Raw genomic sequence first — 20,636 nt, 5'->3', positions numbered from 1 at the left:
TTGAAGAAGTCAACGAATGTTATAATATCACATTCCACGCATTCACTACGATGATTAGTCGCATTATGTTACATAAAAATACGCTTCTTTTCGCAGCATTATCCGCTGCCCTTTGGGGAACAACCGCACAAGATGTTAACGCTGCCGTTGTTGCTTCGCTTAAACCGCTTGGATTCATCGCGTCGGCCATTGCCGATGGGGTAACGGAAACCCAGGTTCTGCTCCCTGACGGGGCCTCAGAGCATGACTATTCTCTGCGTCCGTCTGATGTAAAACGCTTACAAAACGCAGACTTAGTTGTCTGGATTGGTCCGGAGATGGAAGCATTCATGCAGAAATCCGCCAAACAGATTGCTGATGAAAAACAGGTCGCGATTTCCGGGCTTTCCGGCGTGAAACCGTTGCTCATGAAAGGGGCGGATGATGACGGTGACGAACATGACCATCACGCTGCAGAGGGTGAAAAAGGTGATGGAGATCACCATCACGGCGAGTACAACATGCATCTCTGGCTATCCCCAGAGATAGCGCGGCTTTCAGCGGTTGCAATCCATGACAAATTAGTGGAACTTATGCCGCAAAGTCGAGCCAAACTAGACGCCAACCTGAAGGATTTTGAGGCACAATTAGCCGCAACCGATAAGCAGGTAGGTAATGAGCTCGCACCGTTGAAAGGAAAAGGGTATTTCGTTTTTCATGACGCCTACGGCTACTACGAAAAACACTACGGCCTGACCCCGCTTGGGCACTTTACCGTCAACCCTGAAATTCAACCTGGTGCGCAGCGTTTACATGAAATCAGAACACAGTTGGTTGAGCAGAAAGCGACATGCGTTTTTGCTGAGCCACAGTTCAGGCCAGCGGTCGTAGAAGCCGTGGCCAGGGGAACATCCGTGCGCATGGGAACCCTTGACCCGCTAGGTACGAATATCCAGTTGAGCAAAGCGAGCTATTCGCAGTTCCTCAGCCAACTGGCGAACCAGTATGCGAGCTGCCTGAAAGGAGATTAACGAGGAAGTGAATACGTGCAACAGATAGCCCGCTCTGTCGCCCTGGCATTTAACAATCTGCCTCGACCCCACCGCGTTATGCTGGGGTCGCTTACAGTTCTCACCCTAGCGGTCGCCGTCTGGCGGCCCTATGTTTACCACCCGAGTTCTGCCCCTATCATTAAAACCATCGAGCTTGAAAAGAGCGAGATCCGCTCTTTGCTGCCTGAAGCCAGCGAGCCTATCGACCAGGCCGCTCAGGAAGATGAAGCTATCCCTCAGGATGAACTGGACGATAAAACCGAGAACGAAGCGGGGATCCACGAATACGTTGTCTCTACCGGTGACACGCTGAGCAGCGTGCTCAACCAGTACGGTATCGACATGGGCAATATCAGCCAGCTGGCCGCTGCGGATAAAGACCTGCGTAACCTGAAAATCGGGCAACAGCTCTCCTGGACATTAACGGCGGATGGCGATCTTCAGCGTTTGACCTGGGAAATGTCCCGCCGCGAAACCCGTACCTATGACCGCACTGCAAACGGTTTCAAAATGACCAGTGAAATGCAGAAAGGCGACTGGGTTAACAGCGTGATGAAAGGTACCGTGGGCGGAAGCTTTGTTTCCAGCGCCCGTGATGCGGGCCTGACCAGCGGTGAAATCAGCGCGGTGATCAAAGCCATGCAGTGGCAGATGGATTTCCGTAAGCTGAAGAAAGGCGATGAGTTTTCCGTCCTGATGTCCCGCGAAATGCTGGACGGCAAGCGCGAGCAGAGCCAACTGCTGGGGGTGCGTCTGCGCTCCGAGGGAAAAGATTACTACGCCATTCGCGCTGAAGACGGCAAGTTTTATGACCGTAGCGGTACGGGCCTTGCGAAAGGCTTCCTGCGTTTCCCGACGGCGAAACAGTTCCGCGTCTCCTCTAACTTTAACCCGCGTCGTCTGAACCCGGTTACCGGGCGCGTTGCGCCTCACCGCGGGGTAGACTTCGCGATGCCGCAGGGCACGCCGGTGCTGTCCGTTGGCGATGGCGAAGTGGTGATAGCAAAACGCAGCGGTGCTGCGGGTTATTACGTGGCTATCCGTCACGGTCGGACCTATACCACCCGCTATATGCACCTGCGCAAGCTGCTGGTCAAACCGGGGCAGAAAGTGAAACGCGGTGACCGTATCGCGCTCTCCGGCAACACCGGACGCTCTACTGGCCCGCATCTGCACTATGAAGTGTGGATCAACCAGCAGGCCGTGAACCCGCTGACGGCCAAACTGCCGCGCACCGAAGGCCTGACAGGTAAAGATCGTTCCGATTACCTGGCGCAGGCGAGAGAGGTGATACCGCAGCTGAGCTTAAACTAAGCTCTCTGTTTTGTGAAAAAAGCCGGTGTCAGCATGCGCCGGCTTTTTCTTTTGTGCGTGGGCGACTGCCTCGCTACACTATCTGAATAATTTTTTGCGTCACCAGACCCTGGAACCAGCATGGAAACAAAAAAAAATAATATTGAATACATTCCTGAGTTTGAAAAATCCTTTCGACACCCGCGCAACTGGGGCGCCTGGCTGGGGGTTTACACCTTTGCGGGCATCGCTATGCTGCCTGCCGCGCTGCGCGATCCCGTACTGGGAAAAATTGGCCGTCTGGCCGGACGTTTAGGTAAAAGCGCGCGTCGTCGTGCGCAGATCAACCTCTATTACTGTTTTCCTGAAAAAAGCGATGCCGAGCGCGAGGCCATCATCGACGCGATGTATACCACCGCACCGCAGGCCATGGCGATGATGGCGGAGCTGGCGCTGAAAGGACCGGAAAAAATCATCGACCGCGTTGACTGGAAAGGGCTGGAAATCATCGACGAAATGCGTCGCAATGATGAGAAGGTCATTTTCCTCGTGCCGCACGGCTGGGGCGTGGATATCCCGGCAATGCTGATGGCTTCCCAGGGGCAGAAAATGGCGGCGATGTTCCATAACCAGGGCAATAAAATCTACGATTTTGTCTGGAATACGGTACGTCGTCGTTTTGGCGGACGTTTGCATGCGCGTAACGACGGCATCAAGCCGTTTATTCAGTCGGTACGTCAGGGGTACTGGGGCTACTATCTGCCGGACCAGGACCACGGACCCGAGCACAGCGAGTTTGTCGACTTCTTTGCGACCTACAAAGCCACGCTCCCCGCGATTGGGCGCCTGATGAAGGTCTGTCGCGCCCGCGTGATCCCGCTCTTTCCGGTTTACGACGGTAAAACGCATCGTCTGAGCATTGAAGTCCGTCCGCCGATGGACGACCTGCTGACTGCGGACGATCGCACCATCGCGCGCCGCATGAACGAAGAGGTGGAGCTGCTGGTGGGGCCGCATACCGAACAGTACACGTGGATACTGAAGCTGCTGAAAACGCGGAAGCCGGGAGAGACGGAGCCCTATAAGCGTAAAGAGCTTTACCCGAGGAAATAGAAAACCTTCGCCTTGTCCCTCTCCCCTTAGGGGAGAGGGGATCGGATCTTACTCTACAGTCAGTACGCGCGTGGTATTGGTTGAGCCGATGGTGCTCATCACGTCACCCTGCGTCACGATGACGATATCACCAGACACCAGGTAACCTTTATCGCGCAGCAGGTTTACGGCATCGTGCGCCGCGGCTACGCCGTCATTGGTGCTGTCGAAGTGTACCGGGGTAACACCGCGGTACAGCGCCGTCAGGTTCAGCGTACGCTCGTGGCGTGACATGGCGAAAATCGGCAGGCCGGAGCTGATGCGAGAGGTCATCAGCGCGGTGCGGCCAGATTCGGTCATGGTGATGATCGCCGTAACGCCTTTCAGATGGTTGGCCGCATACATGGCGGACATCGCAATCGCTTCTTCCACATTGTCGAACTGGATATCCAGGCGGTGCTTGGAGACGTTAATGCTTGGGATCTTCTCCGCGCCCAGGCAGACGCGCGCCATTGCGGCCACGGTTTCTGCCGGATACTGGCCCGCCGCAGTTTCCGCTGACAGCATCACCGCATCGGTACCGTCCAGCACGGCGTTAGCGACGTCCATGACTTCCGCACGGGTTGGCATTGGGTTAGTGATCATGGATTCCATCATCTGGGTGGCGGTGATCACCGCGCGGTTCAGCTGACGTGCGCGACGAATCAGCGCTTTCTGGATACCGACCAGTTCAGGGTCGCCGATTTCCACGCCCAGATCGCCACGGGCAACCATCACCACGTCAGAGGCGAGGATCACATCGTCCATCGCATCCTGATCGCACACGGCTTCCGCGCGTTCAACCTTAGCGACGATTTTGGCATCACAGCCTGCGTCACGGGCCAGGCGGCGCGCATAGTTCAGATCTTCGCCACAGCGTGGGAAGGAGACCGCCAGGTAATCAACGCCGATCTGGGCCGCCGTTACGATATCCGCTTTGTCTTTGTCGGTCAGGGCTTCCGCAGAGAGGCCGCCGCCCAGTTTGTTGATGCCTTTATTGTTGGAGAGCGGGCCGCCGACGGTGACTTCAGTGAACACTTTCATCCCCTGAACTTCCAGCACCTTCAGCTGGACGCGACCGTCGTCGAGCAGCAGGATATCGCCAGGGACCACATCAGCCGGCAGGCCTTTATAGTCGATCCCGACTTTCTCTTTATCGCCTTCGCCTTTGCCGAGGTTGGCATCCAGCAGGAATTTGTCGCCGATATTGAGGAAAACTTTACCTTCTTTAAAGGTTGATACACGAATTTTTGGACCCTGCAGGTCGCCGAGGATAGCGACGTGGCGGCCCAGCTTAGCGGCGATCTCACGCACTTTATCGGCACGCAATTTATGGTCTTCTGGCGTACCGTGAGAGAAGTTCATACGTACCACGTTGGCGCCAGCGGCGATAATCTTTTCGAGGTTATTATCGCGATCGGTGGCCGGGCCTAAGGTGGTGACGATCTTGGTTCTGCGAAGCCTTCTGGACATGTAATACTCCGTTGACTGAAACAACTTTGGTGTTGCGTGAACATTGAATCGGCCTTCATCTACCGCAAGGCAGCAAAGAGGGGGCCGAATGCCGAAAATCGTTACATCTAATTATGGGTTACGTCTTCGTTATCTACTTTCAGGGAACATCGCTCTTTATAAGCAATTCTTTATCAAAACGCGATTCCTTCAGCGCTTCCTTGACTCGCTTCAAGTTATCTCGGAATTTTGCGCCCCGGCGTAAGGTAAATCCGGTCGCCAGTACGTCGATTACCGTGAGCTGCGCCAGACGAGACACCATTGGCATATACATGTCGGTATCCTCAGGCACGTCCAGGGTAATGGCGAGAGTCGCCTCCCGCGCCAGCGGCGTGCCGGCGGTGGTGAGGGCGATTACCATGGCATCGTTTTCACGGGCCAGCTGCGCCAGCTCAACCTGGCTTTTGGTGCGGCCAGTGTGCGAAATCAGTACCACGACGTCATCCTCACTGCAATTCATACAGCTCATGCGTTGCAGCACAATGTCATCGGAATAAATAACCGGCACGTTAAAGCGGAAGAATTTATTCATGGCGTCGTGCGCCACGGCGGCTGACGAGCCAAGACCGAAGAACGCAATGCGTTTGGCCTGGGTGAGTAAATCCACCGCGCGGTTTACTGAACTCATATCCAGACTTTGACGAACGTGATCGAGCGTGGCCATGGCCGACTCAAATATTTTTGCCGTATAGGCATCTACGCTGTCGTCTTCATCCACATTACGATTAACATAGGGGGTGCCGTTTGCCAGACTTTGTGCCAGATGCAGTTTAAAATCAGGAAAGCCGCGCGTTTCCAGGCTGCGGCAGAAGCGGTTGACCGTCGGTTCACTGACGCCCGCTTCCTGAGCCAGAGCGGCGATGCTTGAATGAATCGCCTGACCGGGCGCGGCCAGAATGACTTCAGCCACTTTTCGCTCGGATTTGCTAAGGTGTTCCAGTTGATACTGGATTTTTTCAAGCATGTTCATTGTTAACAAGGCGCTCATGGGGGTGGAAACGATTTCACTCATTGATGAAATCTTGATTCGATTAGCCGATATTACCCCTGTGGCTTCCCTAAAGGGTAACAGTCGACAAGATAATGTTGTTGTTTTTTTTCATTACTTGATCGATGTCGGGTTTTGCTATGACCCTGTTGCGCAAATTATCGACGGCTGTTGCGTCATTACGTCGCCATAATCGGCTGAATGGCGAAAAATCGCCGTATCGCACGAGACGATAAGCGCTAATGGTTTCGGGAATGACGTAAAAGCAGTACAGTGCATTGTAATAAAATTACAACGATACCTGGCAGAAGCACCAGGTGATCCAACTGAGGAGAATGACATGGCGGTAACGCAAACAGCCCAGGCATGTGACCTGGTCATTTTCGGCGCGAAAGGCGATCTTGCACGCCGAAAATTGCTGCCTTCCCTGTATCAACTGGAGAAAGCGGGCCAAATTCATCCGGATACGCGTATCCTGGGGGTTGGGCGCGCCGACTGGGACAAGGACGCTTATACCAAAGTCGTCCGCGAGGCGCTCGAAACTTTCATGAAGGAAAAAATTGATGAAAGTTTGTGGGATACCCTCAGCGGTCGTCTCGATTTCTGCAACCTGGACGTTAATGACGTCAGCGCGTTTTCCCGCCTGGGTGCCATGCTGGATCAGAAAAACCGTGTCACCATTAACTATTTCGCCATGCCGCCAAGCACCTTTGGTGCCATCTGCAAAGGTTTGGGCGAAGCCAAACTGAACGCCAAGCCGGCGCGCGTGGTGATGGAAAAGCCGCTGGGGACGTCGCTGGCTACCTCCCGTGAAATCAACGACCAGGTGGGCGAGTTCTTTGAAGAGTGCCAGGTCTACCGTATCGACCACTATCTCGGTAAAGAGACGGTACTGAACCTGCTGGCGCTGCGTTTCGCTAACTCCCTGTTTGTGAATAACTGGGACAACCGTACCATTGACCACGTGGAAATTACCGTGGCGGAAGAGGTGGGGATTGAAGGTCGCTGGGGTTACTTTGACCAGGCCGGCCAGATGCGCGACATGATCCAGAACCACCTGCTGCAAATTCTGTGCATGATTGCCATGTCTCCACCGTCTGACCTGACGGCTGACAGCATCCGCGATGCCAAAGTGAAAGTGCTGAAGTCGCTGCGCCGCATCGACCGCTCCAACGTGCGCGAGAAAACCGTTCGCGGCCAGTACACTGCCGGGTTTGCGCAAGGCAAAAAGGTGCCAGGCTACCTGGAAGAAGAGGGCGCGAACAAGTCCAGCAATACCGAGACGTTTGTGGCGATCCGCGTGGATATCGACGACTGGCGCTGGGCGGGCGTGCCGTTCTACCTGCGCACCGGTAAGCGTCTGCCGACGAAGTGTTCCGAAGTGGTTGTCTACTTTAAGAACCCGGAACTGAACCTGTTCAAAGAGTCCTGGCAGGAGCTGCCGCAGAACAAGCTGACCATCCGTCTGCAGCCGGACGAAGGGGTGGATATCCAGATCCTCAACAAAGTGCCGGGCCTGGATCATAAGCACAACCTGCAGACCACCAAGCTGGATCTGAGCTACTCCGAAACCTTCAACCAGACGCACCTTGCGGATGCTTACGAGCGTCTGCTGCTGGAAACCATGCGCGGTATCCAGGCGCTGTTCGTGCGTCGCGACGAAGTGGAAGAGGCGTGGAAATGGGTCGATTCCATCACCGAAGCCTGGGCTGCCGATCAGGATGCGCCAAAACCGTATCAGGCGGGTACCTGGGGGCCTGTGGCATCGGTGGCGATGATCACCCGCGATGGCCGCTCCTGGAACGAGTTTGAGTAGGATAATCCACTAGCCCGAAAGTGTTATTTTACCGGTAACATGATCTAACACAGCTAGTGGCACAATTTTTATACTTTTAAGCTCCGCGTGGATTCACCCGCGGGGCTTTTTTTATTACACTGCCGGAAGTGATTTTGCCCCTGAGCTCCGGACAGCAAGCGTTTCAGCGTTGTTAACAACCGCCAGCGACTTTGTAAACTCCCGAGCCCGGACAGATAAATTAAAGGAGCTTTTATGAATCCTGTATTGTTACGCGTAACACAACGCATTATCGAGCGCTCGAAAGAGACCCGTTCGGCCTACCTCGCCCGCATTGAACAGGCGAAAAGCAACACCGTTCACCGCTCCCAGCTGGCCTGCGGTAACTTGGCCCACGGCTTCGCCGCCTGCCAGCCCGATGACAAAGCCTCCCTGAAAAGCATGTTGCGTAACAATATCGCTATCATCACGTCTTATAACGATATGCTCTCCGCGCACCAGCCGTATGAGGTCTATCCCAACATCATTCGTAAAGCGCTGCACAGCGTGAACGCGGTGGGGCAGGTGGCGGGGGGCGTCCCGGCCATGTGCGACGGCGTGACGCAGGGGCAGGATGGTATGGAGCTGTCGCTGCTGAGCCGCGAAGTGATTGCGATGTCTGCGGCTGTGGGCCTGTCACACAACATGTTTGATGGTGCGCTGTATCTCGGCGTGTGCGACAAAATCGTCCCGGGCCTGGTGATGGCAGCGCTGTCGTTTGGTCATCTGCCAGCGATTTTCGTGCCGTCCGGCCCGATGGCCAGCGGTCTGCCGAATAAAGAAAAAGTGCGTATCCGCCAGCTGTATGCGGAAGGCAAAGCCGATCGTCAGGCGCTGCTGGAAGCCGAAGCCGCGTCCTACCATGCGCCGGGCACCTGTACGTTCTACGGCACGGCCAACACCAACCAGATGGTGGTGGAGTTTATGGGTATGCAGCTTCCGGGCTCGTCCTTCATCCAGCCGGACGCGCCGCTGCGCCAGGCGCTGACCGAGGCCGCGGCCCGTCAGGTGACGCGCCTGACAGGAAACGGCAATGAATGGATGCCGATGGGCAAAATGGTCGACGAAAAAGTGATCGTCAACGGTATCGTCGCCCTGCTGGCGACCGGCGGTTCAACTAACCACACCATGCACCTGGTGGCCATGGCGCGCGCGGCGGGTATCCTGATTAACTGGGATGACTTCTCCGACATCTCCTCCGTGGTACCGCTGATGGCGCGTCTGTACCCGAACGGCCCGGCGGACATCAACCACTTCCAGGCCGCGGGCGGCGTGCCGCTGCTGATGCGCGAGCTGCTGAAAGGCGGTCTGCTGCATGAAGACGTGAACACCGTGGCCGGATTTGGTCTGCAGCGCTACACCCAGGAGCCGTGGCTGAACAACGGCGAGCTGGACTGGCGCGACGGGGCAACCGCGTCTCTTGATCCGCAGGTGATTGCCACTATCGACAAACCGTTCTCCCACCACGGCGGTACCAAAGTGCTGAGCGGCAACCTTGGCCGCGCGGTGATGAAAACCTCTGCCGTGCCGGAAGAGAACCAGGTTATCGAGGCCCCGGCGGTAGTGTTTGAAAGCCAGCACGACGTGTTGCCTGCCTTCGACGCCGGTCTGCTGGATAAAGACTGCGTGGTGGTCGTGCGTCATCAGGGGCCAAAAGCGAACGGCATGCCAGAATTACATAAACTTATGCCACCACTTGGTGTATTATTGGACCGCCGTTTCAAAATTGCGTTAGTGACCGATGGCCGCCTGTCAGGCGCATCCGGCAAAGTGCCTTCCGCCATCCACGTCACGCCTGAAGCCTACGACGGCGGCTTGCTGGCGAAAGTGCGCGACGGCGACATGATCCGCGTGAACGGCCAGACTGGCGAGTTAACCCTGCTGGTGGATGACGCGGAGCTGGCGGCACGTCAGCCTCATATTCCTGACCTGAGCGCATCGCGCGTGGGGACCGGACGCGAAATGTTCAGCGCGCTGCGTGAGAAGCTCTCCGGTGCGGAGCAGGGCGCAACCTGTATTACGTTTTAAGACGACTTGATTTTAACGATCTGGCGAGAGAGAACACTGATGAAAAACTGGAAAACAAGTGCAGAAGCAATCCTGACCACTGGCCCTGTCGTGCCGGTTATCGTGGTAAACAAGCTGGAGCACGCTGTGCCAATGGCGAAAGCGCTGGTTGCGGGCGGCGTTCGCGTTCTGGAAGTGACCCTGCGTACCGCCTGCGCGATGGATGCCATCCGCGCCATCGCTAAAGAAGTGCCGGACGCCATCATCGGTGCGGGTACCGTTCTCAACGCGCAGCAGCTGGCGGAAGTGACCGAAGCCGGCGCACAGTTTGCCATCAGCCCGGGCCTGACCGAGCCGCTGCTGAAGGCCGCGACCGAAGGCACCATTCCCTTGATCCCGGGCATCAGCACCGTTTCTGAACTGATGCTGGGCATGGACTACGGTCTGAAAGAGTTCAAATTCTTCCCGGCAGAAGCGAACGGCGGTACCAAAGCGCTGCAGGCAATTGCGGGTCCCTTCTCTCAGGTACGCTTCTGCCCGACGGGCGGTATCTCCCCGGCTAACTACCGCGACTACCTGGCGCTGAAAAGCGTGCTGTGCATCGGCGGCTCATGGCTGGTTCCGGCGGATGCGCTGGAAGCGGGCGACTGGGATCGCATCACGAAACTGGCTCGTGAAGCGGTTGAAGGCGCGAAGCAGTAAGCCATATGCAGCATGAAAAACGGGCCTTTCGGCCCGTTTTTTTATCCTGCTACCTGAACGTTCGCAGCCGCCGCTTTTGCTCTTACTACGGCCTCGTCAACGTTATCCCCGGTGGCTAACGCCACGCCCAGACGACGCGTACCGTCGATCTCCGGCTTGCCGAACAGACGGACCTGCAGGCCTGCGCCCACCGCGCCTTCGACGTTATCAAACGTCACATTCTGGCTGGTCAGCTGCGGAAGGATCACCGCCGACGCCGCCGGGCCGTACTGGCGGATGCCGCCAACCGGCAGGCCGAGGAAGGCGCGCACGTGCAGGGCGAACTCCGAGAGATCCTGCGAAATGAGCGTCACCATACCGGTGTCGTGCGGGCGAGGGGAGACTTCGCTGAAGATCACTTCGTCACCGCAGACGAACAGCTCCACGCCGAACAGGCCATAACCGCCCAGGGCCAGAACGGTCTTACGGGCAATCTCCCGGGCACGCTCCAGCGCCAGGTCGCTCATCTGCTGCGGCTGCCAGGATTCACGATAATCGCCATCTTCCTGACGGTGGCCAATCGGGTCGCAGAAATGGACGCCGTCCACGGCACTGACGGTGAGCAGAGTGATTTCGAAATCAAACTTCACCACGCCTTCGACGATCACGCGACCGGCACCGGCACGGCCACCCTGTTGCGCATAATCCCACGCGCTGTCCAGCGCGCTGCTGTCGCGAATAAAGCTCTGACCTTTCCCGGAAGAGCTCATCACCGGCTTAATGATGCACGGGTAGCCAATCTCTTCAACGGCCTGCAGGAATGCGGCTTTGTCACCCGCAAAACGGTAGCTTGAAGTAGGCAGCCCCAGCTCCTCCGCCGCCAGGCGGCGAATGCCTTCACGGTTCATGGTCAGCTTTGCGGCTTTCGCGCAGGGCACCACGCGCTGGCCTTCCTGCTCAAGGGCGATCAGCGTATCGGTTGCGATAGCTTCAATTTCCGGCACGACAAAATCCGGTTTCTCCCGTGCAATGAGCGTACGCAGGGCATCACCGTCCAGCATGTTAATCACATAAGAACGATGGGCGACGTGCATGGCGGGCGCGTCGGCGTAGCGGTCTACGGCAATCACCTCCACCCCTAAACGCTGACACTCAATGGCGACTTCTTTACCCAGTTCGCCCGATCCCAACAGCATCACGCGCGTCGCCGCAGGTCGCAGCGCGGTTCCTAAACGAGTCATAACATTCCCCCTGAAAAAGATGCGCGCAGTATAAACGAAAACGTTTGCGTCTGTCTTGCGCACGGCAAAAGGGCAGACCAGAAATTTGCGCTTCTTTAGGCTTGATGGACATTTCCTGACGCCTGCTCGCTTACGCTGGAGAACATATTAACCGTTAAGCGAGGGAAACCATGTCAGGCTGGTTAAATCAACTGCAATCCATGTTAGGGCAGAAAACGTCTGGTTCCGGCGAACAGGGGCTTAGCAAACTGCTGGTACCGGGGGCGCTCGGTGGGCTGGCAGGGCTGCTGGTTGCCAATAAATCCTCACGCAAGCTTCTGGCGAAGTACGGTACCGGCGCGCTGCTGGCCGGGGGCGGCGCTATCGCCGGCACCGTGCTGTGGAACAAATATAAGGACAGGGTGCGAGCGGCGCACCGCGATGAACCTCACTATGGGGAGCATACTTCTCCGCTGGATCTGCGCACGGAGCGGCTCATCCTTGCGCTGGTGTTTGCCGCCAAAAGCGACGGGCATATTGATGATAATGAAAGAGCGGCTATCGAACAGCAGCTGCGCGAGGCGGGTGTTGAAGAACAGGGCAGAACGCTGGTGGCGCAGGCCATTGAACAGCCGCTCGATCCGCAGCGTCTGGCACTGAGCGTGAAAAATGAGGAAGAGGCGCTGGAACTCTATTTTCTCAGCTGTGCCGCCATAGATATCGATCACTTTATGGAGCGTAGCTACCTTAATGCCCTCGGCGACGCGCTGAAGATCCCTCAGGACGTGCGCGAGGGGATTGAAAAAGATATCGGGGAACAAAAACTGGCGCTACAGGGCTAACTCGCGCCCCCGTGGTCATGTTTCGCTTGCATCATGCGCGGGTTTTGCCAACCTTATAGGGTGTAAAACTTAAAAGAATGATGACATGCCACCGAAAGCCCGACGTACTCCTTATGCGATCGTCACGCATGGCGATACGCGCATAGACAACTATTACTGGCTGCGGGACGATTCGCGTTCCCGGCCAGAGGTGCTCGACTACCTGCACGAGGAAAACGACTATGGCCGCAGGGTCATGGCCAGCCAGCAGGCGCTTCAGGACCAGCTGCTGAATGAAATGGTGCAGCGTATTCCCCAGCGCGACATCTCCGCGCCCTGGACCAAAAACGGCTATCGCTATCGCCATATCTATGAGCCGGGCAACGAGTATCCCATCTATCAACGACAGTCGGTATTAAGCGCCGAGTGGGATGAATGGGACATTTTGCTGGATGCGAACCAGCGTGCCGCCCACAGCGAGTTTTATACCCTGGGCGGTATGTCCATCTCCCCGGACAACACCATCATGGCGCTGGCGGAGGATTATCTCTCCCGGCGCCAGTACGGCCTGCGTTTTCGCAATCTGGAAACCGGCAACTGGTATCCGGAAATGCTGGAAAACGTCTCCCCGGATTTTGTCTGGGCGAACGATTCCGAGACGGTCTACTACGTTAAAAAGCACGCCTCCACGCTTCTGCCTTATCAGGTGTGGCGGCATACTGTAGGTACGGACTCAGCCGATGACGAGCTGGTCTATGAAGAGAAAGACGAAACGTTTTATGTCAGCCTGCATAAAACCTCCTCGCGCCACTATGTGATTATCTTCCTCGCCAGCGCCACCACCTCGGAAGTGCTGCTCCTGGATGCCGAACTGCCTGACGCCCAGCCGCTCTGTTTCCTGCCGCGCCGCAAGGACCACGAGTACAGCCTGGATCACTTCCAGCACAGCTTTTATCTGCGTTCGAATCGTGAAGGCAAGAACTTTGGTCTGTACAAAACCAAGGTGCGCGACGAGCGCAAGTGGGAGGTGCTGATTCCCGCGCGGGATCAGGTGATGCTGGAAGGGTTCACGCTGTTTACCGACTGGCTGGTGGTGGAGGAGCGCCAGCGGGGGCTGACCAGTATCCGGCAGATCAACCGTAAAACGCGTGAGGTGATAGGGATTGCGTTCGACGATCCGGCCTACGTCACGTGGATCGGCTTTAACCCGGAACCTGAATCGTCCCGGCTGCGCTACGGTTACTCGTCCATGACCACGCCGGATACGCTCTTCGAGCTGGATATGGATACCGGACAGCGCCAGGTGCTTAAGCAAACCGAAGTGAAGGGCTTTGATTCCGACAATTACCGCAGCGAACACCTGTGGGTCACCGCGCGTGATGGCGTGGAGGTGCCTGTTTCGCTCGTTTATCACAAGGCGCATTTCCAGAAGGGTAAAAATCCGATCCTGGTCTACGGCTACGGCTCCTATGGCTCCAGCATGGATGCAGACTTCAGCAGCAGCAGATTAAGCCTGCTCGACCGCGGCTTTGTTTTCGCCATTGCCCATATTCGCGGCGGCGGCGAGCTGGGGCAGCACTGGTATGAAGACGGGAAATTCCTGAAAAAGAAAAACACCTTCAACGACTATCTCGACGTCTGCGATGCGCTGATTGAGCAAGGCTATGGCGATCCTCAGCTTTGCTTCGGCATGGGCGGCAGCGCGGGGGGGATGCTGATGGGGGCGGTCATCAATCAGCGCCCCGACCGCTTTAAGGGTATTGTTGCGCAGGTCCCGTTTGTCGATGTGGTTACCACCATGCTCGATGAGTCCATCCCTTTGACGACCGGGGAGTTTGAGGAGTGGGGCAACCCGCAGGATGAAACCTATTATCGCTATATGAAAGAGTACAGCCCGTATGACAACGTGGAAGCGAAAGCGTACCCGCACATGCTGGTGACGACCGGTTTGCACGATTCACAGGTGCAATACTGGGAACCGGCAAAATGGGTAGCAAAGCTGCGGGAGCTGAAAACCGATGACAACCTGCTGCTGCTCTGTACCGATATGGACTCCGGGCACGGGGGGAAATCGGGTCGATTCAAATCCTACGAAGGGGTGGCCCTGGAGTATGCCTTTTTGATAGGCCTGGCGCAGGATACGTTGCCAGGCCGTGTGCAGCGTTAAGCTTCGCCCAGATAGTGTTTCAGGGTTAAGCGCAGCTCCGGGCTCATTTTGTCGAGGTTGTTATACAGCCAGCGCAGATAGCCCGGATCTTTATCCGCAATATCCGATACCGCTCTCCCGCGATATTTGCCGAAGGTGAACGTCGTCAGCAGCGCAGGGCGTCCGGTGATCGTTGCCATATCATCCGGCGTCCAGCCCGATGTGTTCATAATATCTATGAGCAGCGCGGCGGTGATATAGCAGTCATACAGGGCGCGGTGATGGTGCAGCCCTTCAGGGGTTCTGACGCTGAGCTTGCGGGATTTATACAGCGCCATATTGCTGTACTTGATCCCTGGCCAGAGGCGACGCGCCAGCTTCATGGTACAAATCCACTCCCCGGGCATTTCGGGGAGTACCCGACGGTCAAAGCTGGCGTTGTGGGCAACGTACCATGGGCTGCCGTAGTAGTGCGGAATAACGTCTTCTATCCAGGGTTTATCCGCCACCATTGATTCTGTAATGCGATGGATAGCCATGGCCTGTGGGCTAATAGGACGATCGGGACGCACCAGATGGCTCATCGGGTTGACGATTTTTCCATCAACCACGTCGACCGAGGCCACTTCCACAATTCCGCCCTGAAGATCGCAAGTTTCGGTATCAATGACGCGCAGCATGAAAATCTCCTGAGCTTAAAACGCTTAGCCTAAAGGAATGATATCGCCTTGCCAACCCTGTCCGTTGCGCGTGCCGGTCAACAGGAGCTCACCCTTATCTGCCCGAACGATCAGCTGGCCTTTTTCATCCCATAACGCGCTGCCCGCGCCGGCATTTGCCATTAACACCGCGATGGCATACCTGTGCGCAAAGCGCTGCAGGGTATTGATGGACTGTCGCCAGCGGTAATCCCTCACCGACTGGCAACTGGTGAAGAGTGTTGCCTGCGGATCAAGATTCGGGGAATCGCTTTGCCCATCGATAATCGTGAGTTGTTTATCACCCGGCACCAGGCTGGCGCCGCTCCCCTGAGGGTAACGCAGAATACGATCGCGGGAGGGGATAAACAGCGCAAGGCCTTTCTGGCGCTGACCGTTTCGTTCAACGGGAAGCCCTGCAATGAGGGTAATGCGGTAAAAATGCGCGGCGTCAAGCAACGGCTGTAGTCGATCGTCTTCGGGCGGGAGCGGTAATGCCGTCGCGCCCGGGCCGGTTAATGAGAGTTCCGGAAAAACCAGCAAATCGCACTGATGCTGTGCTGCTTCGGCAATAAAGTGGAGATGGTGCGCAATATGGTCATCTACGCTGTGATGCTGCCCGCCATACTGGGCTGCCGCAATATTCCAATGTGACATCGTGACTTCCTTATACACAGAGTCGCAGGGATTAAAGAGTACACCTAATTTAATCAGGGTTTTCTTATCCTGCCAGATTCCGCGTAAGGAAGTGTAACGAGTCGTTAAGCTTATTTAACTTTCGGCTCGTACGGCAAGCGGGAGAGGTTGACCGAGGCGAGACGGTGGGCAATTAACCTTTCGCGAAACCAGTCACGAAGATGGGCGGGCTGTTCTCGCTCCACCACTTCAGCCACGACGGGCATGTTGTAACGCTCTTTAAAGGCGACGCCAGCGGCAGCGAGATCGACATTCACTTTATCCATCTCGTCCTGAGGAAGGGCGGCCAGATTGATCTTCATTACCTTCTCCTTATTTTGCGGCGGCAACGTTACCGCGATTGCGCGACGATGACAAGCAGAGCGGGATGATCCTCGACTCGTTTATTATACAGCGTTATTCTTTAGCATACAGACATAACAAAAAGGAATGATTGTGATGGGTTTATCCGCTTCCCGCGCGGTATGCGCACTGGTTTTTTTGGCCTCAACGGTAATCTCACCCTCCGTGCTGGCGCATGCGCATCTTGAGCAGCAGAGCCCGGCAGCGGACAGCCAGGTGGCGTCACCGCAGGTGCTGACGCTGAATTTCTCCGAAGGTATCGAGCCCGGATTTAGCGGCGTCCTGGTGACGGATGCGCAAAATCAGGTGATCAAAACCGGTACCGCCACGCGAGACGAAAAGAACAAAGCACAGCTGACCGTTCCGCTGGAACAGACGCTGGCCCCGGGGGCTTACCGGGTTGACTGGCACGTGGTTTCCGTCGACGGCCATAAAACCAAAGGCAGCTATCGCTTCAGCGTGAAATAGCATGCTGGGACTGTTATACGTAGGATTGCGCTTTATCCATTTTGCGGCGCTAATGCTCGTTTTTGGCAACGCGCTTTACAGCGTCTGGTTTGCGCCTTCCGGGCTGCACCGCCTGATGGCCCGGCGTTTCCAGCTCCAGCAGAGAGTGGCATCCATCGTCAGCCTGACCGCTGCGATCCTGATGTTTATGCTTCAGGGCGGCTTAATGGGCAACGGCTGGGGCGATGTGTTTAACCTGCAAATCTGGAACAGCGTGCTGGGAACGCGGTTTGGTGGCGTCTGGTTGTGGCAAATTATCCTCGCTGCCATCACCGTTGTCGTCGCGTGGCTCGCGCCGCTGAAAGGCTCGCGCCTGCTGCTGCTCGCCATGGGCCAGCTTATCCTGCTGGCAGGTGTAGGGCACGCGGCGATGAGCGACGGCCCGATGGGGGCGATACAGCGAATCAATCATGCTGTTCACCTGCTGTGTGCCGCAACCTGGGTGGGTGGATTGCTGCCGCTGCTGTTTTGCATGCGTCTGGCGAAAGGACGCTGGCAGAACGCGGCCATCTATACCATGATGCGTTTCTCGCGCGTGGGGCATTATGCCGTCGCAGGCGTGCTGCTTACCGGCGTAGTGAATGCGCTGTTGATTCTGGGCATTCATATTCCCTGGCAGGCTGGCTATGTGCAGTTTTTGTTGTTCAAATGTGCTCTCGTGGCGTTGATGGTGGCAATTGCGCTGGCAAATCGGTATTTTCTGGTGCCACGGTTCCGTCCGGATTCCGGGCGCGCACAACAGATGTTTATCAGGATGACACAGGCAGAGGTGGTGCTGGGCGCGCTGGTTCTGGCAACGGTCAGTCTGTTTGCTACCTGGGAACCCTTCTGACGAGGTTAACTATTAAATGAAAAAGACAGTACTTTCTCTCTTATTGCTGGCCTGCGCGGGAAGCGCTCTGGCGGCACCGCAGGTAATCACCGTAAGCCGCTTTGAAGTGGGCAAAGACAAATGGGCCTTTAATCGCGAAGAGGTGATGCTGACCTGCCGTCCGGGCCATGCGCTGTATGCGATCAACCCGAGCACGCTGGTCCAGTACCCGCTCAACGATACCGCTGAGCAGCAGGTCGCCAGCGGCAAGAGCAGCGGTCAGCCAGTCAGCGTGATTCAGATTGATGACCCGGCCAACCCGGGGCAGAAGATGAGCCTGGCACCGTTTATCGAGCGCGCTGACAAGCTCTGCTAACGTTCAGGTTTCCAATAAAAAAACCGCAGATGCTCGCCAAAGCACTGCGGTTTTTCACTTTTAATGATGCTCTGACGCTTTTTTCAGGCCACTTTTGCTGTGGACTGGAAAACCTGGCGTCGTCATCTATTCTTAAAAGGCAAGGCGACTTAGCCTGCATTAATGCCAACTTTTAGCGCACGGCTCTCTCCCAAGAGCCATTTCCCTGGACCGAATACAGGAATCGTATTCGGTCTCTTTTTATCTCTATGTTTCTCAAAAGATTTCTTTGGTTATGGACCGAAAACCCCGAGAATGGCTGGACAGTTCCCTATCCTGACTAAACCATAACATACTCAGGACCGCGTACGTCCAGGGTTTTTTGGCATCTTTGTTAAAAAATTGTGTCCTGGCGATCGCTGTGGAATCTTCGTCGGTGAAGTAAAGGCCCGGCCTGATAGTTAAATAATGAATTCCCTGAATTTATCTTTGTTGTTAACGATATACTCGGGGAAACTGTCTGCCGACAGCTCTTGCCTGATTAACTTCCTGTCTCGTCCCCAGATATCTTCGGCGTTTTTTATGACCTTCATGATATGTTCCGGGTTGTTGAACTCAGGCAGATCGTATTCCGTGTGGGAGATGGTGGACATTTTTTCTGATATGCGTTCAGGGGTCATAACCCATGAGAAATGCCAGCCACTATTTTCAATGATGCGATTGTTAAGTTTGAACCAGTTCCATTTAAGCCAGGACCAGTTTTTGACGCTTCTGGTGCGTTTAAGATTTCTGAACGACTCAGGCTCGCCGCCAAAAAAATGAACGAGGTTTTTATATTTTGTGGCTCTCGGCAGTTTACATTTTCTTGGGGTGTTATCTGTATTAAAAACCTGCAGATTAAACTGATAATTATAAAAGTTTTGATAAAGCGTTGTGCAGAGTTTATTCGCGTTGATAGAGCCGATAACCTGTGGTGAAAAAATCTCGTCCACATCGGAAATTAAAATCAAATCATCATCTTTAGCACTTTTGAGGCCCTGCATGATGGCATTTCTCTGCGCGGCTTCATTCGCCCATGCATCCACCACCAGACCGTCCTGATGCTGATCGCCGCCGTCAGAGGCTTTCATGAGAGGTGTTTCATCATGCACAACATAAATAATTTTATCTTTAAAAGGACCGTATTTATTTATGTCAAAGTGAAGCTGCCGCTTTTTGCCGGTAAAGGTATGCGTTGACTCAACAATAACGAAGCGATCAACAACGCCTGCTAGCGTATTCAGCCTGATATCAAGAAGCATATCTTCATCGTAATACAAGAAGCAGTCGTAAATCATCATTAAAGTCCTTAAATTTGCGTCTACACTGCGCTTTTCCAACGCATTCGCTATTTTCATTTCGCGCAATGCTAACTGAGCACCCCTGGCATATGCAAGAGTGCTCTGCTTTATCATTCCTTTTTCAAACCGAGTGCATTCTCTGTGCTGAGAGCGAAAACGCTTGTCGCGATTAGAAATGGGACTTAACGGACGCCTCAATTTCATCAAGCAGTTCAAAGCGACGACGGTATTCAGCGCGTTTTTTACTGGCTATCTCGTCGAGGGATTTGCGCTCCATCTGCAGCGGCAGCTGCCAGCAGAAGGCGGAAAGTTTTTTTCCACCCAAAGAATCCCAGAATTCGTCATAGCTGGCGTGGAAATGACGGCCTTTGCTGAGGCGATAGCGCAGCGCGCGGAAAACGTGTCCCTCATCGCTGACGGCAAAAATGGCCCGAACAGATGACTGCGCTGCCAGCTGGAAAAGTACCTCCATCAGCACGCGCTTGGGAAACAGGCCATGGCAGGCGCGAGTTGCCAGTTTAATGGCATCTCGTGACACGCAGCGACGGGGGCCCTGAAGTCCGCCAATGACCATAACGGGCTGGCCATTGCTGCGGGCGACGCTAAAGGTCAGGCTGGCCAGAAGCGTATCCTCGTTGTCGCGCAGCCAGAGCGTACTCTCACCTTCACGCTCAGCTTTGCCAGCTGAGGACGCATTAACCGTGTAGGTCACGCCGTCTTTGACGTGGAACTGCGCAATAGGTTGTTCCTGCGCGCCGGTCATAGCCTGGGCAAGACGGCTCTCCTTCAGGCGATCGATCCAGTAGTAATGGTTAACGATAGCGTCGGCGCGATCGTTTGCCGTCAGACCGCGCATCAGGTACTGCCGATGGGTCTTGCTGGGCAACGTAATTTGCGATGTCAGTAGTTTGTCGAAATCGTCACGGCCAGAGAGGGCTTCCAGCATACGGTGGGTGGAAGACCAAAAGAGCAGGGAACGTAAAAGGAACTTCAGTCGGTAGTCGCGTTTCCGCCAGATTGGCCCCGGGACGCGTTTGCCGTTCACCAGCTCGGAAATAATATTCGTGCGATGCGGATAGAAAACATCGTTATGTAGCTGTGTATTAGACACGTGAAGACCTCTCGTTTTTATCTCCCCTTATTCTAAGGAGCCAGTAAAAAGGGATTAAGAGCGCGCGGATCTTTATTTCTCTTTGGTTTACCGTTTGTTTTACTTTGTAAGG

General features: G+C 55.4%; 19 protein-coding genes. 11 read left to right on the top strand and 8 right to left on the bottom strand.

Features of this window, described 5'->3' with window-relative positions:
• Positions 1-65: 65 nt before the first annotated feature.
• From znuA to lpxM, 3 genes are all read left to right on the top strand, one after another.
• Entirely contained in the window at positions 66-1,010 is a 945-nt protein-coding gene (gene znuA / locus IM314_RS12625) for a zinc ABC transporter substrate-binding protein ZnuA (RefSeq protein ID WP_047363007.1), read from the top strand.
• 15 nt (positions 1,011-1,025) lie between these two features.
• Complete coding sequence (mepM, locus tag IM314_RS12620) at positions 1,026-2,345, top strand: murein DD-endopeptidase MepM (protein WP_045631217.1); 1,320 nt, start codon at positions 1,026-1,028, stop codon at positions 2,343-2,345.
• A gap of 120 nt (positions 2,346-2,465) precedes the next feature.
• On the top strand, positions 2,466-3,437 hold the full coding sequence (gene lpxM, locus IM314_RS12615) for a lauroyl-Kdo(2)-lipid IV(A) myristoyltransferase (RefSeq protein ID WP_028013618.1): 972 nt from the start codon (positions 2,466-2,468) through the stop codon (positions 3,435-3,437).
• Between the two features lie 48 nt (positions 3,438-3,485).
• Here the strand turns inward: lpxM and pyk are convergent, their stop codons facing one another.
• Together pyk and IM314_RS12605 are read right to left on the bottom strand one after the other, a co-directional pair.
• Positions 3,486-4,928, bottom strand: a complete 1,443-nt coding sequence (gene pyk / locus IM314_RS12610; protein ID WP_028013616.1) for a pyruvate kinase — start codon at positions 4,926-4,928, stop codon at positions 3,486-3,488.
• A gap of 139 nt (positions 4,929-5,067) precedes the next feature.
• A complete protein-coding gene (locus tag IM314_RS12605; RefSeq protein ID WP_041909454.1) occupies positions 5,068-5,937 on the bottom strand; it encodes a MurR/RpiR family transcriptional regulator in 870 nt (289 codons plus the stop codon).
• A 358-nt stretch (positions 5,938-6,295) separates the two neighbouring features.
• On the opposite strand from IM314_RS12605, the gene zwf reads away from it, so the two are divergent.
• From zwf to kdgA, 3 genes are all read left to right on the top strand, one after another.
• Entirely contained in the window at positions 6,296-7,771 is a 1,476-nt protein-coding gene (gene zwf, locus IM314_RS12600; protein ID WP_028013613.1) for a glucose-6-phosphate dehydrogenase, read from the top strand.
• Between the two features lie 234 nt (positions 7,772-8,005).
• Positions 8,006-9,817 (top strand): phosphogluconate dehydratase, encoded by a 1,812-nt coding sequence (edd, locus tag IM314_RS12595; protein WP_041909456.1) that lies wholly within the window; start codon positions 8,006-8,008, stop codon positions 9,815-9,817.
• A 39-nt stretch (positions 9,818-9,856) separates the two neighbouring features.
• On the top strand, positions 9,857-10,498 hold the full coding sequence (gene kdgA / locus IM314_RS12590) for a bifunctional 4-hydroxy-2-oxoglutarate aldolase/2-dehydro-3-deoxy-phosphogluconate aldolase (RefSeq protein WP_014884307.1): 642 nt from the start codon (positions 9,857-9,859) through the stop codon (positions 10,496-10,498).
• Between the two features lie 41 nt (positions 10,499-10,539).
• On the opposite strand, the gene purT is transcribed toward kdgA, so the two are convergent.
• Entirely contained in the window at positions 10,540-11,718 is a 1,179-nt protein-coding gene (gene purT, locus IM314_RS12585) for a formate-dependent phosphoribosylglycinamide formyltransferase (RefSeq protein ID WP_163332585.1), read from the bottom strand.
• Between the two features lie 170 nt (positions 11,719-11,888).
• On the opposite strand from purT, the gene IM314_RS12580 reads away from it, so the two are divergent.
• Positions 11,889-12,539: a tellurite resistance TerB family protein gene (locus IM314_RS12580; RefSeq protein ID WP_045630776.1), complete on the top strand. Its 651-nt coding sequence runs from the start codon at positions 11,889-11,891 to the stop codon at positions 12,537-12,539.
• 85 nt (positions 12,540-12,624) lie between these two features.
• Complete coding sequence (gene ptrB / locus IM314_RS12575; protein WP_045260313.1) at positions 12,625-14,685, top strand: oligopeptidase B; 2,061 nt, start codon at positions 12,625-12,627, stop codon at positions 14,683-14,685.
• On the opposite strand, the gene exoX is transcribed toward ptrB, so the two are convergent.
• From exoX to IM314_RS12560, 3 genes are all read right to left on the bottom strand, one after another.
• Positions 14,682-15,344 (bottom strand): exodeoxyribonuclease X, encoded by a 663-nt coding sequence (gene exoX, locus IM314_RS12570; protein WP_025756911.1) that lies wholly within the window; start codon positions 15,342-15,344, stop codon positions 14,682-14,684. The two genes, ptrB and exoX, sit on opposite strands and share 4 nt — an antisense overlap.
• A gap of 24 nt (positions 15,345-15,368) precedes the next feature.
• Positions 15,369-16,019 carry a nitrilase-related carbon-nitrogen hydrolase gene (locus tag IM314_RS12565; RefSeq protein WP_045260312.1) on the bottom strand — a complete coding sequence of 217 codons (651 nt, stop codon included), beginning with the start codon at positions 16,017-16,019 and terminating at the stop codon, positions 15,369-15,371.
• Between the two features lie 110 nt (positions 16,020-16,129).
• Positions 16,130-16,360, bottom strand: a complete 231-nt coding sequence (locus tag IM314_RS12560) for a DNA polymerase III subunit theta (protein WP_008500465.1) — start codon at positions 16,358-16,360, stop codon at positions 16,130-16,132.
• A gap of 136 nt (positions 16,361-16,496) precedes the next feature.
• Here IM314_RS12560 and yobA point away from each other — a divergent pair, with 136 nt between their 5' ends.
• From yobA to IM314_RS12545, 3 genes are read left to right on the top strand one after another with little or no spacing between them, the layout of a single operon-like run.
• Positions 16,497-16,868: a CopC domain-containing protein YobA gene (yobA, locus tag IM314_RS12555; RefSeq protein ID WP_193358940.1), complete on the top strand. Its 372-nt coding sequence runs from the start codon at positions 16,497-16,499 to the stop codon at positions 16,866-16,868.
• 1 nt (position 16,869) lies between these two features.
• The gene (gene copD, locus IM314_RS12550) at positions 16,870-17,739 is read left to right on the top strand and encodes a copper homeostasis membrane protein CopD (RefSeq protein ID WP_193358911.1); all 870 of its coding nucleotides are present in this window, start codon (positions 16,870-16,872) and stop codon (positions 17,737-17,739) included.
• A 16-nt stretch (positions 17,740-17,755) separates the two neighbouring features.
• Positions 17,756-18,094 carry a YebY family protein gene (locus tag IM314_RS12545; RefSeq protein ID WP_028013604.1) on the top strand — a complete coding sequence of 113 codons (339 nt, stop codon included), beginning with the start codon at positions 17,756-17,758 and terminating at the stop codon, positions 18,092-18,094.
• 440 nt (positions 18,095-18,534) lie between these two features.
• On the opposite strand, the gene IM314_RS12540 is transcribed toward IM314_RS12545, so the two are convergent.
• Entirely contained in the window at positions 18,535-19,410 is an 876-nt protein-coding gene (locus IM314_RS12540; RefSeq protein ID WP_028013549.1) for a benzoate transporter, read from the bottom strand.
• Positions 19,411-19,582: 172 nt separating this feature from the next.
• Positions 19,583-20,524: a VirK/YbjX family protein gene (locus IM314_RS12535; RefSeq protein ID WP_045260308.1), complete on the bottom strand. Its 942-nt coding sequence runs from the start codon at positions 20,522-20,524 to the stop codon at positions 19,583-19,585.
• Positions 20,525-20,636: the final 112 nt, after the last annotated feature.

The organism is Enterobacter cloacae complex sp. P42RS (assembly GCF_014930595.1).
GTDB classification, from domain to species: domain Bacteria; phylum Pseudomonadota; class Gammaproteobacteria; order Enterobacterales; family Enterobacteriaceae; genus Enterobacter; species Enterobacter bugandensis.
The sequence above is the reverse complement of the archived record's forward strand: the minus strand, read 5'-3'. Positions and strand labels throughout refer to the sequence as shown.

What these genes read in the sequence shown, in the direction of transcription:
- lpxM (WP_028013618.1), top strand. Translation starts at nt 2,466, where the DNA reads ATGGAAACAAAAAAAAATAATATTGAATACATTCCTGAGTTTGAAAAA.
- exoX (WP_025756911.1), bottom strand. Translation starts at nt 15,344, where the DNA reads ATGCTGCGCGTCATTGATACCGAAACTTGCGATCTTCAGGGCGGAATT.
- znuA (WP_047363007.1), top strand. Translation starts at nt 66, where the DNA reads ATGTTACATAAAAATACGCTTCTTTTCGCAGCATTATCCGCTGCCCTT.
- kdgA (WP_014884307.1), top strand. Translation starts at nt 9,857, where the DNA reads ATGAAAAACTGGAAAACAAGTGCAGAAGCAATCCTGACCACTGGCCCT.
- IM314_RS12580 (WP_045630776.1), top strand. Translation starts at nt 11,889, where the DNA reads ATGTCAGGCTGGTTAAATCAACTGCAATCCATGTTAGGGCAGAAAACG.
- ptrB (WP_045260313.1), top strand. Translation starts at nt 12,625, where the DNA reads ATGCCACCGAAAGCCCGACGTACTCCTTATGCGATCGTCACGCATGGC.
- yobA (WP_193358940.1), top strand. Translation starts at nt 16,497, where the DNA reads ATGGGTTTATCCGCTTCCCGCGCGGTATGCGCACTGGTTTTTTTGGCC.
- IM314_RS12545 (WP_028013604.1), top strand. Translation starts at nt 17,756, where the DNA reads ATGAAAAAGACAGTACTTTCTCTCTTATTGCTGGCCTGCGCGGGAAGC.
- IM314_RS12605 (WP_041909454.1), bottom strand. Translation starts at nt 5,937, where the DNA reads ATGAACATGCTTGAAAAAATCCAGTATCAACTGGAACACCTTAGCAAA.
- IM314_RS12565 (WP_045260312.1), bottom strand. Translation starts at nt 16,019, where the DNA reads ATGTCACATTGGAATATTGCGGCAGCCCAGTATGGCGGGCAGCATCAC.
- IM314_RS12560 (WP_008500465.1), bottom strand. Translation starts at nt 16,360, where the DNA reads ATGAAGATCAATCTGGCCGCCCTTCCTCAGGACGAGATGGATAAAGTG.
- edd (WP_041909456.1), top strand. Translation starts at nt 8,006, where the DNA reads ATGAATCCTGTATTGTTACGCGTAACACAACGCATTATCGAGCGCTCG.
- zwf (WP_028013613.1), top strand. Translation starts at nt 6,296, where the DNA reads ATGGCGGTAACGCAAACAGCCCAGGCATGTGACCTGGTCATTTTCGGC.
- purT (WP_163332585.1), bottom strand. Translation starts at nt 11,718, where the DNA reads ATGACTCGTTTAGGAACCGCGCTGCGACCTGCGGCGACGCGCGTGATG.
- pyk (WP_028013616.1), bottom strand. Translation starts at nt 4,928, where the DNA reads ATGTCCAGAAGGCTTCGCAGAACCAAGATCGTCACCACCTTAGGCCCG.
- copD (WP_193358911.1), top strand. Translation starts at nt 16,870, where the DNA reads ATGCTGGGACTGTTATACGTAGGATTGCGCTTTATCCATTTTGCGGCG.
- IM314_RS12540 (WP_028013549.1), bottom strand. Translation starts at nt 19,410, where the DNA reads ATGATTTACGACTGCTTCTTGTATTACGATGAAGATATGCTTCTTGAT.